This is a genomic window from Clavibacter sp. VKM Ac-2873 (genome assembly GCF_015351075.1).
GTDB lineage: Bacteria > Actinomycetota > Actinomycetes > Actinomycetales > Microbacteriaceae > Clavibacter.
This window is the reverse complement of the sequence record NZ_JADKRS010000001.1, coordinates 560,622-575,734: the sequence shown is the minus strand read 5'-3', so window position 1 is coordinate 575,734 and position 15,113 is coordinate 560,622. Positions and strand designations below refer to the sequence as shown.

Genomic DNA, 15,113 nt, shown 5'->3' with positions numbered 1-15,113 from the left:
GGTCTCCGGTCCTTGTGCTTGGCCCTCACCGGTCGGCGGGGTTGTCCACTACGCAGTCGATGGTGATCAGGAGGCTCGACCCGCGGGTGCTCTCGGTGTGCGTGCCGACCTTGTCGATAGCATCCCACGTCGAGGGATCCAGTCGCGTGCGGGGGAGCCCGGTCGTCGTGACGACGATGGGCACGACGGCGCGGCGCAGCGGCACGGGCTGCGCGCCGGCCGGCCGGCCGCGGAGAGGCCCGAGCGCGAGCTGCACCGAGACCTCGGGCACGCCGTTGCGGCGCTCCGTGGAGGTCAGCAGGAGCCACACCGCCGAGAGGAGCCCGTCGCGCTGGCGACGGTCGAGGAGGCCGGCGAGGGCGTTCGGGTCGCTGAGGGTGACGTCCGGCCCGAGGAACTCGGACTCCGTGATGGCGTGGTGCAGCCACGTCTCGCGCCGGCCCTCGATGAGGTGCAGCCGCAGCTCGGTCGCGAGCGACGCGGCCGTCGACGCCGCGAGGGGAGACAGCGGGAGCGGCTCCCGGGAGTTCGCGACGTCGTCGAGGAGCTGCTCGGCCGCGAGGTCGAGGCGCGCCAGCTCCTCCGACGCCATCATGCCGACGGCGTAGCGCGGCGCGGAGACGGTGCTCTGCACCAGCACGCGGTCCAGCTCCATCTCGGTCAGGCGGCGGAAGCCGCGGACGACGGCCACGCCGAAGGCCGCGGGCACGACCGCCCGGGCGATGGCGGAGATCTCGGGCGCGATGTCGCCCGGTCGCACGGGATCCGAGAAGAGGAACACCGCGAGGAGCACCACGCCCAGCGTGGCGTCCACGGCCAGCACCTCGCGCGCCGGTCGGTACGTGACGGTCGTGAGGAGCGCGGCCCCGGCGGCGATGCCCGCGGTGGCGTGCTGCATCACGTCGCCGAGGGGCCACACCGCCACCAGGTCGAGCGCGACGACGATGGCCAGGCCGCCGACGAAGACCGCCATGAGCGGGCCGGGCATCCGGTCGCGGAGGGCGCGGACGGCCACGACCACCGCGGCGAGCAGGGCGACCAGCAGGATCCACGCGGTCGCCGTGAGCCCGGGCGACGGCATGGTCCTGTAGTCGAGCGCGAAGCGGACGAGGCCGTAGCCCATGGCGATGGCGCACACGACCGCGGATCCGGCGCCCATGTACCCGAGGCCGATGGACGTGGGCTGCGCCGGCGTGCCCTCCGGCAGCCGGATCCGCCGGCTCGTGCGCGGCGCCGGGGCGTCCACCCGGCCGCTCACTTCGGCACCTCGAGGACGACCGTCGTGCCGGAGCCGGGGGAGGAGAACAGGCGCGCGTTGCCGCCCACGTCCGTGAGGCGTGCGACGACCGACTCCTTGAATCCGAGCTTCGCCTGGTCCACGTGCGCGAGGTCGAAGCCGACGCCGGCGTCGGTGACCATGGCGCGGACCGTGGTGTCGTCGTCGGTGATGGTGACGTGCGCCTCGGTGACCCCCGCGTGGCGCCGCACGTTCTCGAGGCACTCCGCGAGCGAGAGCAGGAAGGCGTCCAGGATGTCGCTCGGCAGCAGGACCTGCCCGGTGCCGTGCCAGCTCACCTCGAGGCCCATCCGACCGAAGCGCTGCTTGACCGACTCCAGCGTGTTGCCGAGCACCGACTGCTCCACGGGCTCGAGGGTGTAGCCGCCCGATGCCTGGGGGGTGGGGTTCGCCCCCAGGCGGAGCTGGCGCAGGAGGCGCGCGTCGTCGGCGGCCTGCTGGCGCATGGCCTGCGGCGTGACGCCGACGCCGGAGTGCGCGAGGAGGGTGAGGGTGGCGAGGACCGTGTCGTGCAGGAGCCGTGCTCCCTGGCGGCGCTGGGCCTCGAGCTCGCTCGCCATGCGCTCGGCGCGGTGGGCGCGCCCGATGTCGGTGATGCGGCGACCCACCCGGTGCACGGCCACGCTCAGCCAGTAGCCGAGGATCCCGGCGAGCAGCCAGCCGAACACGTGCACGAGCACGACGTACGGGAAGGCCGCGGTGGTCCAGGAGGCGCCGACGGCGACGACGCTGGTGAGCGCGAACGCGGCCGCCACGACGCGGAGGCGGCCCGGCCGGATCGTCTCGAGGAGGGCGAGCGACCCGACGGCGCCCACGGAGACGTGGGTGAGCGCGGTGAGGGACGACGGGGAGCGCCCGCCGAGCTGGGCGACGACCATGGCGGCGATGCCGGCGACGATCACGACGACCATCCACCGGACGCGCGCGTCGGTCCCGATCCGCCACTGGGCGACGGCGAGCACGGCCAGGAGCGCGACGCTGCCGGCCGCTGCGGGCATCGGGACCTCGCCGGGAAGCAGGATGCACGCGGCGGCGACCGCGGTGAAGCTGAGCCCGTAGACGCGCGCGGTCCGCTGCAGCAGGCGCTCGCGTTCGCGCTTCATGCGATCCATCGGGTCCCCGCTCGGAGTGCGCCGACGCCGGAGGCGTGCGCTCGGTGTGCTCCGATCCTAGGCGCGTCCGTCACGCGCCTTGCACGCCGAGGTGAGCACGCGGGGTGATTGTCCACATGCCGTAGGATCGCCGCCGTCCCGAGGGACGGATCCGGTCGCTCCCCCTGCTATTCCGGGGCGATCCAGCCGTGCCGGATCGCGTGACGCCGCAGCAGGAGCTTCGTCCCGAGGTCCGTCCCCGCGTGCAGGTACTTGCGGCGTCCCCGCTTGATGTAGGACTTGACGGTCTCCTCCGTCGTGCTCATCGCGTCCGCCACGTCGCGGATCGACCGTCCGCCCGCGTAGAGCACGAGCGCGCGCTGCTCCTGCTGGCCGAGCCGCGGATCCTCCTCGGCGTGGAAGTCCTGCATCGCCTGCTGCACGAGGGCGGACTGCCGGGGCGTCCCGTCGGCGGCGGCATGGATGCTGGCGATCAGCTCCTCCGACGACTCGGCCTTCGGCACCACGGCGGACGCGCCCGCGCGCATGGCGCCATGGATGGTCGAGGGGTCGGCGTGCGTGCTGAGCAGCACGGACGTGAGGCCGGCGCCCGTGAGGGTGCGGATCTTCTGCGCGAGCGGGATCTCGTCGCGGAGCGCCAGGTCGAGGACGACGACGTCGAACGCCTCCGGGAATCTGTCGTCGCGCACGAGACCGGCCCAGGTGGGGGAGGTCGCGACCACCTCGACGCCCGTCCGGGGACGGGAGAGACGTGCGCTCAAGCCGTCCAGCAGGAGGACGTGGTCGTCGACCAGCGCCACGCGGACCCGTTGGCCCTGGCGCGTCGCATGCAGCGGACGTCGGCTGCTCATCGGTGCTCCCCTCGTCGCCGGCGCCCGGAGGTGGCGGCGTGCTCCCAGGGGAAGCATAGGAACGCATGATCTCGCGGGCGATGCCGCACGCGGAACTCACCCCCGGACTGGGGCGCTGCTACACGGCGGTGTCGAGCAGACGCGCGAGCTCGCGGCCCACGGCCTCGTTCTCGATGAGGAACCCGTCGTGGCCGTAGTCGGAGGAGATCACCACGGCCGCGCCGCCGTCGACGGATCCGGGCACGGCCCGCGCGATGAGCCGCTGGTCCGGGACGGGGAACAGCCGGTCGCTGTCGATGCCGACCACGAGGGTCGCCGCCCGCACCCGGCCGAGCGCAGCCTGCACCCCGCCGCGGTCGCGGCCCACGTCGTGCGAGCTCATCGCGTCGATGAGGCGGATGTAGCTGGTGGCGTCGAAGCGTCGCGTGAACTTGTTCCCGTGGAAGTCGAGGTACGACTCCACGGCGTAGCGGCCCTCGTCCCCCATCGGGCTGATCCCGCTCTGCCAGGAGCGGGAGAAGCGCTGGTTGAGCTCGTCCGGGCTCCGGTAGTTGAGCAGCGCCATGCGGCGCGCGAGCGCGAGGCCGCGGTGCGGGCCGTCGCCGTCCGCCGCGTCGAGGTAGTCGCCGTCGCGGTAGGCGGGATCCATCCGGATCGCCTCGGCCTGCACCGAGTTGAGCGCGATCTGGTCGGCGCTCGCGATCGCGGGGGCCGCGAGGACGGCCAGCCGGCGCATCCGGTCGGGGTGCCCGACGCCCCACTCGAGCGCCTGCATCCCGCCCATGGACCCGCCGACGACCGCGGCCCACACGTCGATGCCGAGCGCGTCCGCGAGGGCGGCCTGCACCTGCACCTGGTCGCGGATGGTGATGTAGGGGAACCGCGCGCCCCATTCGGCGCCGTCGGGCGCGACGGACGCGGGCCCCGTCGTGCCCTGGCAGCCGCCGAGCATGTTGGGGGCGACCACGAACCAGCGGTCGGTGTCGATCGCGAGGCCCGGCCCCACGATGCCCGACCACCATCCGCCCGTCGGCTGCCCCGGACCCGCCGGCCCGCGGAGGTGGCTGTCGCCGGTGAGCGCGTGCAGCACCAGCACGGCGTTGCCGCCGTCCGCGTCGCGCTCGCCGAAGGTCTCGTACGCCACCCGCACGGAGGGGATCCGCCCGCCGGCCTCGAGGTCGACGCCCCCCACGTGGGCGAAGAGGCGGTCGGCGACGGGGTCGCCCTCGCGCCATGCGCCCGACGCGGGCGGCCGGCCGATCAGGGAGCGGATCTGCGCGTCCGTCACGAGGCTCGACGGGACGGTGTCCTCGGGTGTCTGCCAGTCCATCGCGATCAGTGAAGCACCCGCGGCGGGCGCGCGCCCGAGTGTTACGCCCCGCTCGGGCGGCTGCCCGGCAGCGCCAGGGCGGCCCCGTCCTTGACGGCCCGGGCCGCCCGGAGACCCGCGGCCAGGTCCTCGATGATGTCGTCGATGCTCTCGAGGCCCACCGAGAGGCGCACGAGCCCGGGCGTGACCCCGGCCGTCAGCTGCTGCTCGGGCGTGAGCTGCGCGTGCGTCGTCGACGCCGGGTGGATGACGAGGCTCCGCACGTCGCCGATGTTCGCCAGGTGGCTGAACAGCTGCAGCGAGTCGACGAGCGCGCGCCCGGCGTCCACCCCGCCCTTGAGCTCGAAGGAGAGGACGGCGCCGACGCCCCGCGGGGCGTACCGGTTCGCGGCCGCGTACGAGGGGCTCGTGGGGAGGCCCGAGTAGTAGACGTCCGCGATGTCGTCGTGCGCGTCGAGCCACTCCGCGACCGCCTGCGCGTTCTGGACGTGCCGCTCGATCCGCAGGCTCAGCGTCTCGATCCCCTGGATGAGCTGCCAGGCGCTCGCCGGGGCGATGGACGCGCCGAGGTCGCGCAGTAGCTGCACGCGCGCCTTGGTGATGTACGCGAGGCCGTCGCCGACCGCCTCCGTGAACGTCACGCCGTGGTAGGAGGGGTCGGGCGTCGTGAGGCCGGGGAAGCGGTCGCCGTGCTCGGACCACGGGAACCGCCCGCCGTCGACCACGAGGCCGCCGATGACCGTGCCGTGGCCGCCCAGGAACTTGGTCGCCGAGTGCACCACGACGTCGGCGCCGTGCTCGAACGGCCGGATGAGGTACGGCGTCGCGATGGTGTTGTCGACGACGAGCGGCACGCCCGCCTCGTGCGCCACGTCGGCGACGGCCCGGATGTCGAGGACGTTGATCCGCGGGTTGCCGATCGTCTCGGCGAAGAAGAGCGTGGTGTTCGGCCGCACGGCCCGCGCCCACGCCGCGGGATCGTCCTGGTCCTCCACGAAGGTCGTCTCGATCCCGAGCTTCGCGAGCGTGTACGTGAAGAGGTTGTACGTGCCCCCGTAGATCGAGGAGCTGGAGACGATGTGGTCGCCGGCCTGCGCGATGTTCAGCACCGCGAACGTGGTGGCCGACTGCCCGGACGCGACCAGGAGCGCGGCCGTGCCTCCCTCGAGGGCCGCGACCCGCTCCTCGACCACCGCCTGCGTCGGGTTCATCATGCGGCCGTAGATGTTGCCCGGCTGCGCCAGCGCGAAGAGGTTCTGCGCGTGCTGGGAGTCGTCGAACACGTAGGACGTGGTCTGGTAGATGGGCGTGGCGCGCGCGTGGGTGACCGGATCCGGTGCCGCGCCCGCGTGGATCTGCTGCGTCTCGAAGCGCCAGCTCGCCGCCCGGTCGTCGTCGTGGTCGCTCATCGTCGTGCCTTCCCTCGTGCGTCGCTGCCGCCCGTGCGGGCGCATCTCGACAGTAGGAAGCACCCCGCGGCCGGTCAACGCGGGCGGTCGCGGGGCGTAATCCGTCGGCGACCGCGTTCCCTACGCTGGGGTCATGTCCACAGCCAAGAGGGTCGTCGTCACGGGTGCGAGCTCGGGGATCGGCGCCGCCACCGTCCGCCTGTTCCGGAGCCGCGGGTGGGACGTCGTCGGCGTCGCCCGCCGCGAGGACCGGCTGCGCGCGCTCGCCGAGGAGACCGGCGCCACGTACGCGGTCGCCGACCTCACCGTGCAGTCCGACGTCGACGCTCTCCGCGACCGCCTCCGCGAGACGGGCGACGTGCACGCGCTCGTCAACAACGCCGGGGGAGCGGTCGGCACCGACTCCGTCGAGGGCGGGTCGCCGGAGGACTGGGCCTGGATGTACGAGATCAACGTGCTCGCCGTGCAGCGCGTGACGAGCGCGCTCCTGCCGCTCCTGCGCGCCGGCGTGCCCGCGGGCGGCAGCGCCGACATCGTGACCGTCAGCTCGATCGCCGCCCATGTGCCCTACGAGGGCGGGGGCGGGTACAACGCGGCGAAGGCCGCGGCGCACGCGATGCTCGGGGTGCTCCGGCTGGAGCTCGCGGGGGAGCCGATCCGGGTGATCGAGATCGCCCCGGGCCAGGTGCGCACGGAGGAGTTCTCGCTCGTGCGCTTCGGCGGCGACCGGGCGAAGGCGGATGCGGTCTACGACGGGGTCCCCGGACCCCTGACGGCGGAGGACGTGGCCGAGGCGATCGTCCACGCCGTGGAGCTCCCGCCGCACGTGAACGTCGACCTCCTCACCCTCAAGCCCGTGGCGCAGGCGGCCCCGCACAAGCTCGTGCGCACGCCGCTCGCGGTGCGGGAGGAGCTGACCGACCGCGGCTGATCGGGATCCGCTCCGGGGTCCGGAGCCGGCCGCCCGCCGCCGTCAGGCCGCGGGCAGCGGCGCCGACGCCGGCACGTCGGGAAGCGGGCCGGTGAGGAACCCCTGCACCACGGGCCCGTGGAGCGCGACCACGGTCTCGCGCGACATGCTCGCGATGGGCTCGCTCCGCCAGATGTATCGGGTGATGGCGATCCCGCCGAGCGCCGCGGCGACGAGCGAGTTGCGGATGTCGGCCTCGTCCTGCGGGATGCCCTCGGGCAGGGCGCTCATCCAGTGCTGCGGCGCGGCCTCGGCGAACCGACGGTAGGCGGCGCTGTCGTGGTCGGACGTGACGGTGACCCAGCGCATGATCGTGGATCCGACCGGGTGCTCCCACGTGTGCAGCGCCGCGGAGACGAGGGCGGCGCCGCGCTCCTCCAGGGGCAGCTCCCGCAGCCGGAGGTACGGGGCGGTGAGGTCGTCCGAGGGGCGCAGCGCCTCCTCGAGCAGGGCCTCGAGCGAGCCGAAGTAGTAGCGGACGAGGCTCGGGTCCACCCCGGCGGCCGCGGCGATGCGGCGGGCGCTCACCCGGTCGGCGCCGGACTCGATGAAGAGCATGCGGGCCGCCTCGATGATGCTGGCCCGGGCGTCGCCGGAGGTGCGGGGCCCGCGACGCCGGGGTCCGGAGTCCTCCCCGCCGTGGGCGGATGCATCGAGCTCGTTCGCCAGTACGGACATGGGGCGTCCCTCTCGTGTCATGAGCGACCACCGTAACCGCGGGCCGCCGACCGGATGCCCCGGATGGGGGAATTGTGAACAACCCGTCGGCCGCCATGTAGTTTCGTCGAGGCATGTCCGTGCCGCTCCCGTGCTGCAGAAAGCCTCCGCGTGCCCCTGGTCCTCCCCCTCCCGTTCGAGATCGTCTCCCTGACGGTGCTCGTCCTCGTCCTCGTCGCCGACCTGCTGATCGTCTATCGACGCCCGCACGTCCCGTCGACGAAGGAGTCGGCCCTGTGGGTCGCGTTCTACGTGGGGCTCGCGCTGGTGTTCGCGGTCATCATGCTGTTCGTCGCGGGCGGCGAGCACGCGGGCCAGTTCCTCGCCGGCTGGCTGACGGAGTACAGCCTCAGCATCGACAACCTGTTCGTGTTCGTCATCATCATGAGCCGGTTCAGCGTGCCCCGGAAGTACCAGCAGGAGGTGCTGATGGTGGGCATCATCATCGCGCTCGTGCTGCGCGGGATATTCATCCTGCTGGGCGCCGAGCTCATCGAGAGCTACAGCTGGATCTTCTACATCTTCGGCGCGTTCCTGCTCTACACGGCGATCAAGCAGGCCGTCGGCGACGAGGACGAGGAGAGCGAGGACTCGCTCTTCATCCGGTTCCTCCGCCGGCGCCTCAAGATCGCGCCCGACTTCGACGGCGCCAAGGTGCGCACCGTCGTCGACGGCCGCAAGGTGCTCACGCCCATGGTCATCGTGTTCGTCTCGATCGGCACCACCGACCTGATCTTCGCCCTCGACTCGATCCCGGCCATCTTCGGCATCACCGAGTCGCCGTTCATCGTGTTCACCGCCAACATCTTCGCGCTGATGGGCCTCCGCCAGCTCTACTTCCTGCTGGGTGGCCTGCTCGACCGGCTCGTGTACCTCAAGTACGGGATCGCGTTCATCCTCTTCTTCATCGGCGTGAAGCTCGTGCTGCACGCCATGCACGAGAACACGCTGCCGTTCGTCAACGGCGGCGATGGCATCGGGTGGGCGCCCGAGATCCCGACCGTCGTGAGCCTCGTCGTGATCCTCGCGTCGATGGTGGTCGCGACCGTCGCCAGCCTCCTCAAGATGCGCGCGGACGGCACACCCATCACCGGGCCCGCCGCCGAGACCTCCTCCGTCGAGCGCGGCGACGACGGGGACGCCCGATGACCGAGGCACGCACCATCGCGCTCGGCGGGCGTCGCATCCACGTCAGCTGGGCCGCCCGCACCGACGTCGGCAGCGTGCGCGCCGTGAACGAGGACGGCCTCCTCGCCGACCCTCCCGTGTGGCTCGTCGCCGACGGGATGGGAGGGCACGCGTTCGGCGACCGCGCGAGCGCCACCCTCGTGGAGACCTTCGGCGGCCTCTCCGGCGACGCCCCCGTCACCCGCGACCGCATCGTCGAGGCGGTCGACGCCTCCAACGACGCGATCGGCGACCTCATCACGGGCGACGACCCGCCCGGCACGGTGGCCGGCACGACGCTCGCGGGCGTCGCGCTCGTGCGCTCGGACGCCGGCGACCCGCTCTGGATGGTCTTCAACGTGGGCGACTCGCGCGTCTACGCGTGGACCGACGGCCGCCTCGAGCAGGTGACCATCGACCACTCGGCCGTGCAGGAGCTCGTCGACCAGGGCCGCATGACCCGCGCGGAGGCGGAGCGCAGCCCGGTGCGGAACCTCATCACCCGGGCCGTCGGATCCCACGACGAGGTCGCCGCCGACGAGTGGCTGCTGCCCGTCGTCGACCACCAGGTCTTCCTCATCTGCTCGGACGGGCTGACCAAGGAGCTCGACGACCAGGCGATCTCCGGCGTCATCCAGCTCGCGTGCGCGGACGGCGGCGGCGTCGACCGGGCGGCGGACGCCCTGGTCGCGCAGGCGCTGGCATCCGGCGGCCGGGACAACGTGACCGTCGTGGTCATCGAGGCCGCCGCGGACGCGGAGCCGACCGACGACGGGTCCGCGGGCGCGCCCATCGCCTGAGGAATAGCCTCGGGCACCCGGCGTTAGACTCCCATGATGCGCGTGGCCACCCTCGCGCCCCTGCCATGAGGAGAGCCGTGCAGCCTGCGAAGACCCTGGCCGAGAAGGTGTGGGCCGACCACCTCGTCGCCCAGGGCGAGGACGGCGAGCCCGACCTCCTGTACATCGACCTCCACCTGCTGCACGAGGTCACCAGCCCGCAGGCCTTCGACGGGCTCCGTCTCGCCGGCCGACCCGTGCGCCGCCCGGACCTCACCATCGCGACCGAGGACCACAACACCCCGACCGTCGGCATCGACCGCCCCATCGCCGACCTCACGAGCCGCACGCAGATCCACGCCCTCCGGAAGAACGCCGCGGAGTTCGGGATCCGCCTGCACTCCCTCGGCGACATCGAGCAGGGCATCGTCCACGTCGTCGGCCCGCAGCTCGGCCTCACGATGCCGGGAATCACGGTCGTGTGCGGCGACTCGCACACGTCCACCCACGGGGCGTTCGGCGCGATGGCGTTCGGCATCGGCACGAGCGAGGTCGAGCACGTCATGGCCACGCAGACGCTGCCGCTCCAGCCGTTCAAGACCATGGCGGTCACGGTGGAGGGCGCGCTCCGGCCGGGCGTGACGGCGAAGGACATCATCCTCGCGGTCATCGCGCGGATCGGCACCGGCGGCGGGCAGGGCTACGTGCTCGAGTACCGCGGCAGCGCCATCCGCTCGCTCTCCATGGAGGGCCGCATGACGATCTGCAACATGTCGATCGAGGCGGGCGCGCGCGCCGGCATGGTCGCCCCCGACCAGACCACCTACGACTACCTGCGCGGCCGTCCGCACGCTCCGACGGGCGCCGACTGGGACGAGGCCGTCGCCTACTGGGAGACCCTCGCGAGCGACGACGACGCCGTGTTCGACGCCGAGGTCATCCTCGACGCGGACACGCTCGAGCCCTTCGTCACCTGGGGGACGAACCCGGGCCAGGGGGTCTCCCTCAGCGAGCCCGTGCCGGATCCCGCGACCGTCGCCGACCCGAACGAGCGCGCCGCCGCCGAGCGCGCCCTCGCCTACATGGACCTCGCCCCCGGCACGCCCATGAAGGAGATCGCGGTCGACACCGTCTTCATCGGCTCTTGCACGAACAGCCGCGTGGAGGACCTGCGCGCCGCCGCCGAGATCCTGCGCGGCCGCACCAAGGCCGACGGCGTCCGCGTGATGGTCGTCCCGGGCAGCGCCCGCGTGCGCCTCGAGGCCGAGGCCGAGGGGATCGACAAGGTGTTCACGGACTTCGGCGCCGAGTGGCGCTTCGCCGGCTGCTCCATGTGCCTCGGCATGAACCCCGATCAGCTCGCGCCCGGTGAGCGCTGCGCGTCCACCAGCAACCGCAACTTCGAGGGTCGCCAGGGCAAGGGCGGGCGCACGCACCTCGTGTCGCCGCTCGTGGCCGCGGCCACCGCCATCCGCGGCACGCTCTCGAGCCCGTGGGACCTGCAGGCGGACGGTGTCATCGATGCCGCGTCGATCCGCCAGGCCGCCGCCGTCGGACAGGGGGCCTGAGCCGTGGAGCCCATCCGCCGCGTCACCGGCACCGCCGTGCCGCTGAAGCAGTCGAACGTCGACACCGACCAGATCGTCCCCTCCCAGTTCCTCAAGCGCGTCACCAAGACGGGCTTCGAGGACACGCTGTTCTTCGAGTGGCGCGAGGATCCCGACTTCTTCGTCAACCAGCCGGTCTACGAGGGCGCCACCGTCCTCGTCGCCGGTCCCGACTTCGGCACGGGCTCGTCCCGTGAGCACGCCGTGTGGGCGCTGCGCGACTACGGCTTCCGGGCCGTGCTCAGCCCGAGGTTCGGCGACATCTTCCGGGGCAACTCCGGGAAGCAGGGCCTCCTCACGGGGATCGTGACGGAGGACGACGTCGAGAGGCTGTGGGCCGCGATGGACGCGGAGCCCGGGCTCGACCTCACCGTCGACCTCGTCGAGCGGATCGCCACGGCACCCGGCCTGACGGTCCCGTTCGAGATCGACGAATACACTCGGTGGCGGCTCCTCGAGGGGCTCGACGACATCGCCCTCACCCTCCGGGATGAGGACGCCATCACCACCTTCGAACACAATCGGGCCTCATGGCGCCCGCGCACCTTGCCGGCCCGGCCGGCAGCTCTGGAGAACTGAATGAACTCACTAGTCAGCGACGCCAAGAAGGCGGGGGAGCGGGTGGGCCTCCTGTCCGACTCCATCGTGATCAACGGCGGCATTCCGCTGCGCGGTCGCATCGAGGTCCGCGGGGCCAAGAACCTGGCCACGAAGGCCATGGTCGCCTCGCTCCTCGGCGAGAGCCCCAGCCTCCTGCGCTCGGTGCCCGACATCAGCGACGTCCGCGTCGTCTCGGGCCTCCTGGAGGTGCACGGCGTCACGCTCCGCAAGGGCGAGCAGGAGGGCGACCTCATCCTCGACCCGAAGGACGTCGAGAGCGCCCACATGGCGGACATCGACGCGCACGCGGGGAGCTCCCGGATCCCGATCCTCTTCTGCGGCCCGCTGCTGCACCGCCTCGGCGAGGCGTTCATCCCCGACCTCGGCGGCTGCCGCATCGGCGACCGCCCCATCGACTTCCACCTCGACGCCCTCCGTGCCTTCGGCGCGGTCGTCGAGAAGCTCCCGAGCGGGATCCGCCTCACGGCCCCGAACGGCCTGAAGGGCGCGAACGTCGAGCTGCCCTACCCGAGCGTCGGCGCGACCGAGCAGGTGCTGCTCACGGGCGTGCGGGCGAAGGGCATCACGGAGCTGAAGAACGCGGCCATCGAGCCCGAGATCATGGACCTCATCGCCATCCTGCAGAAGATGGGCGCGATCATCTCCGTCGAGCCGAACCGCGTGATCCTCATCGAGGGCGTCGACCGCCTCGAGGGCTACACGCACCGCGCGCTCTTCGACCGCAACGAGGCCGCGAGCTGGGCCTCCGCCGCGCTCGCGACCGGAGGCGACATCTTCGTCGGCGGCGTGCGCCAGGCCGAGATGATGACGTTCCTCAACGTGTTCCGGAAGGTCGGCGGCGCGTTCGACATCGAGGAGGACGGCATCCGGTTCTACCACCCGGGCGGCGACCTCAAGCCCGTGGTCATCGAGACCGACGTGCACCCCGGCTTCATGACGGACTGGCAGCAGCCGCTCGTCGTCGCGCTCACGCAGGCGCCCGGCGTCTCGATCATCCACGAGACCGTGTACGAGAACCGCTTCGGCTTCACGGACGCGCTCAACGAGATGGGCGCCGACATCGTCGTGCACAAGGAGGGCCTCGAGGGCCACGAGCGCCGCGTGGCGCGTCGCGACTTCGAGCAGGCCGCGGTCATCACCGGGCCGACGCACCTGCACGGCGCGGACATCACGGTGCCCGACCTCCGCGGCGGGTTCAGCCACCTCATCGCCGCGCTCACGGCCGAGGGCCGGTCCACCGTCAGCAACGTCGGGATCATCTCGCGCGGCTACGAGGACTTCATCGGGAAGCTGCGCCAGCTGGGCGCGGACTTCTCCTACGAGGGATAGCCTCACCGGCGGTGCCCGCGCCGCCCACGCCGGCCGGACGCGTCCACGACGGACGCGCCCGGCCATCTGCCGGGCGCATCCGGCGGGCGACCGACGATGACCGCGACCCGACCGGAGGATCCATGGCGAACGAGAAGGCCCGACCGTCGATCTTCTGGGTGCTGGCCGCCCTCGTGCTGCCCGTGCTGAACACGGCCGTGCGGTTCGAGATCCGGAACCCCGAGCGGCTGCCGCGGACGGGCTCGTACGTGCTCGCCCCGAACCACCACAGCGAGATCGACCCGGTGGTGATGGGCGCCGTGGCCTGGAAGCTCGGGCGCCTGCCGCGCTTCCTCGCGAAGGCGTCGCTCTTCGACGTCCCGGTGGTCGGCTGGTTCCTCCGCCGCTCCGGACAGATCCCCGTCCAGCGCGACGGCGGCGTCCGCGGCGGGAAGGCGATCGAGGCCGCGTCCGACCTCGCGCGCGACGGCCGCATCGTGGTCGTCTACCCCGAGGGCACGCTCACGCGCGATCCCGACCTCTGGCCCATGCGCGGCAAGACCGGCGCCGTGCGCCTCGCGCTCCAGGCCGGGATCCCCGTGATCCCCGCCGCGCACTGGGGCACGCAGAAGCTCATGGGCCGCTACTCGAAGCGCGTGCGGCTCTTCCCGCGGACGACCATCCACGTCGCCATCGGCGAGCCCGTGGACCTCGACCGATTCCGCGACCGGAGCCTCGACTCCGCGACCCTCACCGAGGCGACCGCCGTCGTCATGGCCGCCATCACCCGGCTCGTGGAGGAGCTGCGCGGCGAGACCGCCCCGACCGAGCGGTGGGATCCCCGCTCGAAGAACCAGAAGGAGACCGGCCGATTTGAGTGACGCGACCGCGCGCCCGACCCCCGCACCCGCCGCATCGACGCCCGAGCCCGGAGCGGGGGAGCGGCGTCGCATCGTCGTCCTCGGCGCCGGCAGCTGGGGCACCACGTTCGCCAAGGTGATGGCCGACGGCGGCAACGACGTCGTCATGTGGGCCCGCCGGCCCGAGCTCGCCCGGGAGATCACCGAGGCGAAGCGCAACAGCGACTACCTGCCCGGGATCAACCTGCCGCAGCGCCTGACGGCCGACCCGTCGCTCGAGCGCGTCCTCCGGGGCGCGACCGACGTCTTCGTGTCGGTGCCCAGCCAGACGCTGCGCGCCAACCTCGAGGCGGCGCGGGACCTCATCCCCGCCGACGCCGTCGTGGTCAGCCTGATGAAGGGCGTGGAGAAGGGCACCGGCCTCCGGATGAGCGAGGTGATCGCCGAGGTGCTCGGGATCGGGCCGGAGCGCATCGCGGTGGCGTCGGGGCCGAACCTCGCGCTGGAGATCGCGCGGGAGCAGCCGACCGCGGTCGTGGTGTCGTCCGCGGACCAGGCGACGGCCGAGCGCGTGGCGACGATCGCCCGCAGCGCGTACTTCCGCTCGTTCGTGAACACCGACGTGATCGGCACCGAGTTCGGCGGCGTGCTCAAGAACCTCATCGCGGTGGCGGTCGGCATCGTCGACGGCGTCGGCTACGGCGAGAACACGAAGGCGTCGATCATCACGCGCGGCCTCGCCGAGATGACGGCGTTCTCCGTCGCCTACGGGGCGCGCGCCGAGACGCTCGCGGGCCTCGCGGGCCTCGGCGACCTCATCGCCACGTGCGAGTCGTCGCTGTCCCGCAACAACACCGCGGGGCGCCTGCTCGGCCAGGGCTACAGCTTCACCGACGTCGTGAAGAGCATGCAGCAGACGGCAGAGGGGCTCTCCTCCGTCGCGCCCGTGCTCGAGCTCGCACGCCAGCGCGGCGTGCTCATGCCGATCGTCGAGCAGGTGTCGCAGGTGCTGGCGGGCACGCTGTCGCCGCGCGACATCGCCCCGCACCTGACCACCGACGACGACACGCCCCAGGGGGAGTGAC

At 72.5% G+C, this 15,113-nt stretch carries 14 protein-coding genes; 8 read left to right on the top strand and 6 right to left on the bottom strand.

The features are described 5' to 3' along the window. Positions 1-25: 25 nt before the first annotated feature. The 5 genes from ITJ44_RS02655 to ITJ44_RS02635 all read right to left on the bottom strand — a co-directional run bounded on the left by ITJ44_RS02655 (position 26) and on the right by ITJ44_RS02635 (position 5,999). Positions 26-1,258, bottom strand: coding sequence for a hypothetical protein (locus tag ITJ44_RS02655; RefSeq protein ID WP_194633219.1), 1,233 nt, complete (start codon positions 1,256-1,258; stop codon positions 26-28). Further along, a complete protein-coding gene (locus tag ITJ44_RS02650) occupies positions 1,255-2,409 on the bottom strand; it encodes an ATP-binding protein (RefSeq protein WP_194633218.1) in 1,155 nt (384 codons plus the stop codon). The genes ITJ44_RS02655 and ITJ44_RS02650 overlap by 4 nt, the downstream gene beginning before the upstream one ends. A 167-nt stretch (positions 2,410-2,576) precedes the next feature. Then, positions 2,577-3,260, bottom strand: coding sequence for a response regulator transcription factor (locus ITJ44_RS02645; protein ID WP_194633217.1), 684 nt, complete (start codon positions 3,258-3,260; stop codon positions 2,577-2,579). Between the two features lie 118 nt (positions 3,261-3,378). Then, a complete protein-coding gene (locus ITJ44_RS02640) occupies positions 3,379-4,590 on the bottom strand; it encodes a homoserine O-acetyltransferase (protein ID WP_194633216.1) in 1,212 nt (403 codons plus the stop codon). Positions 4,591-4,631: 41 nt separating this feature from the next. Beyond that, complete coding sequence (locus ITJ44_RS02635) at positions 4,632-5,999, bottom strand: bifunctional o-acetylhomoserine/o-acetylserine sulfhydrylase (RefSeq protein ID WP_194633215.1); 1,368 nt, start codon at positions 5,997-5,999, stop codon at positions 4,632-4,634. Between the two features lie 133 nt (positions 6,000-6,132). Between ITJ44_RS02635 and ITJ44_RS02630 the strand changes: the two genes are divergently transcribed. Continuing rightward, on the top strand, positions 6,133-6,930 hold the full coding sequence (locus tag ITJ44_RS02630) for an SDR family NAD(P)-dependent oxidoreductase (RefSeq protein ID WP_194633214.1): 798 nt from the start codon (positions 6,133-6,135) through the stop codon (positions 6,928-6,930). Positions 6,931-6,972: 42 nt separating this feature from the next. Here ITJ44_RS02630 and ITJ44_RS02625 read toward each other — a convergent pair whose 3' ends face one another. After that, positions 6,973-7,647, bottom strand: a complete 675-nt coding sequence (locus ITJ44_RS02625; RefSeq protein ID WP_194633213.1) for a TetR/AcrR family transcriptional regulator — start codon at positions 7,645-7,647, stop codon at positions 6,973-6,975. A gap of 150 nt (positions 7,648-7,797) precedes the next feature. Between ITJ44_RS02625 and ITJ44_RS02620 the strand changes: the two genes are divergently transcribed. The 7 genes from ITJ44_RS02620 to ITJ44_RS02590 all read left to right on the top strand — a co-directional run bounded on the left by ITJ44_RS02620 (position 7,798) and on the right by ITJ44_RS02590 (position 15,112). Continuing rightward, positions 7,798-8,835 carry a TerC family protein gene (locus tag ITJ44_RS02620; RefSeq protein WP_194633212.1) on the top strand — a complete coding sequence of 346 codons (1,038 nt, stop codon included), beginning with the start codon at positions 7,798-7,800 and terminating at the stop codon, positions 8,833-8,835. Next, positions 8,832-9,653 carry a PP2C family serine/threonine-protein phosphatase gene (locus ITJ44_RS02615; RefSeq protein ID WP_194633211.1) on the top strand — a complete coding sequence of 274 codons (822 nt, stop codon included), beginning with the start codon at positions 8,832-8,834 and terminating at the stop codon, positions 9,651-9,653. Before ITJ44_RS02620 ends, ITJ44_RS02615 begins: the two co-directional genes overlap by 4 nt. Positions 9,654-9,718: 65 nt before the next feature. After that, positions 9,719-11,200: a 3-isopropylmalate dehydratase large subunit gene (leuC, locus tag ITJ44_RS02610; protein WP_194633210.1), complete on the top strand. Its 1,482-nt coding sequence runs from the start codon at positions 9,719-9,721 to the stop codon at positions 11,198-11,200. Between the two features lie 3 nt (positions 11,201-11,203). Next, positions 11,204-11,818 carry a 3-isopropylmalate dehydratase small subunit gene (gene leuD / locus ITJ44_RS02605; protein ID WP_194633209.1) on the top strand — a complete coding sequence of 205 codons (615 nt, stop codon included), beginning with the start codon at positions 11,204-11,206 and terminating at the stop codon, positions 11,816-11,818. Then, complete coding sequence (gene murA / locus ITJ44_RS02600; RefSeq protein WP_015490031.1) at positions 11,819-13,189, top strand: UDP-N-acetylglucosamine 1-carboxyvinyltransferase; 1,371 nt, start codon at positions 11,819-11,821, stop codon at positions 13,187-13,189. Positions 13,190-13,311: 122 nt separating this feature from the next. After that, on the top strand, positions 13,312-14,049 hold the full coding sequence (locus ITJ44_RS02595; RefSeq protein ID WP_194633208.1) for a 1-acyl-sn-glycerol-3-phosphate acyltransferase: 738 nt from the start codon (positions 13,312-13,314) through the stop codon (positions 14,047-14,049). Further along, positions 14,042-15,112: an NAD(P)H-dependent glycerol-3-phosphate dehydrogenase gene (locus ITJ44_RS02590; protein ID WP_194633207.1), complete on the top strand. Its 1,071-nt coding sequence runs from the start codon at positions 14,042-14,044 to the stop codon at positions 15,110-15,112. Before ITJ44_RS02595 ends, ITJ44_RS02590 begins: the two co-directional genes overlap by 8 nt. Position 15,113 lies beyond the last annotated feature (1 nt).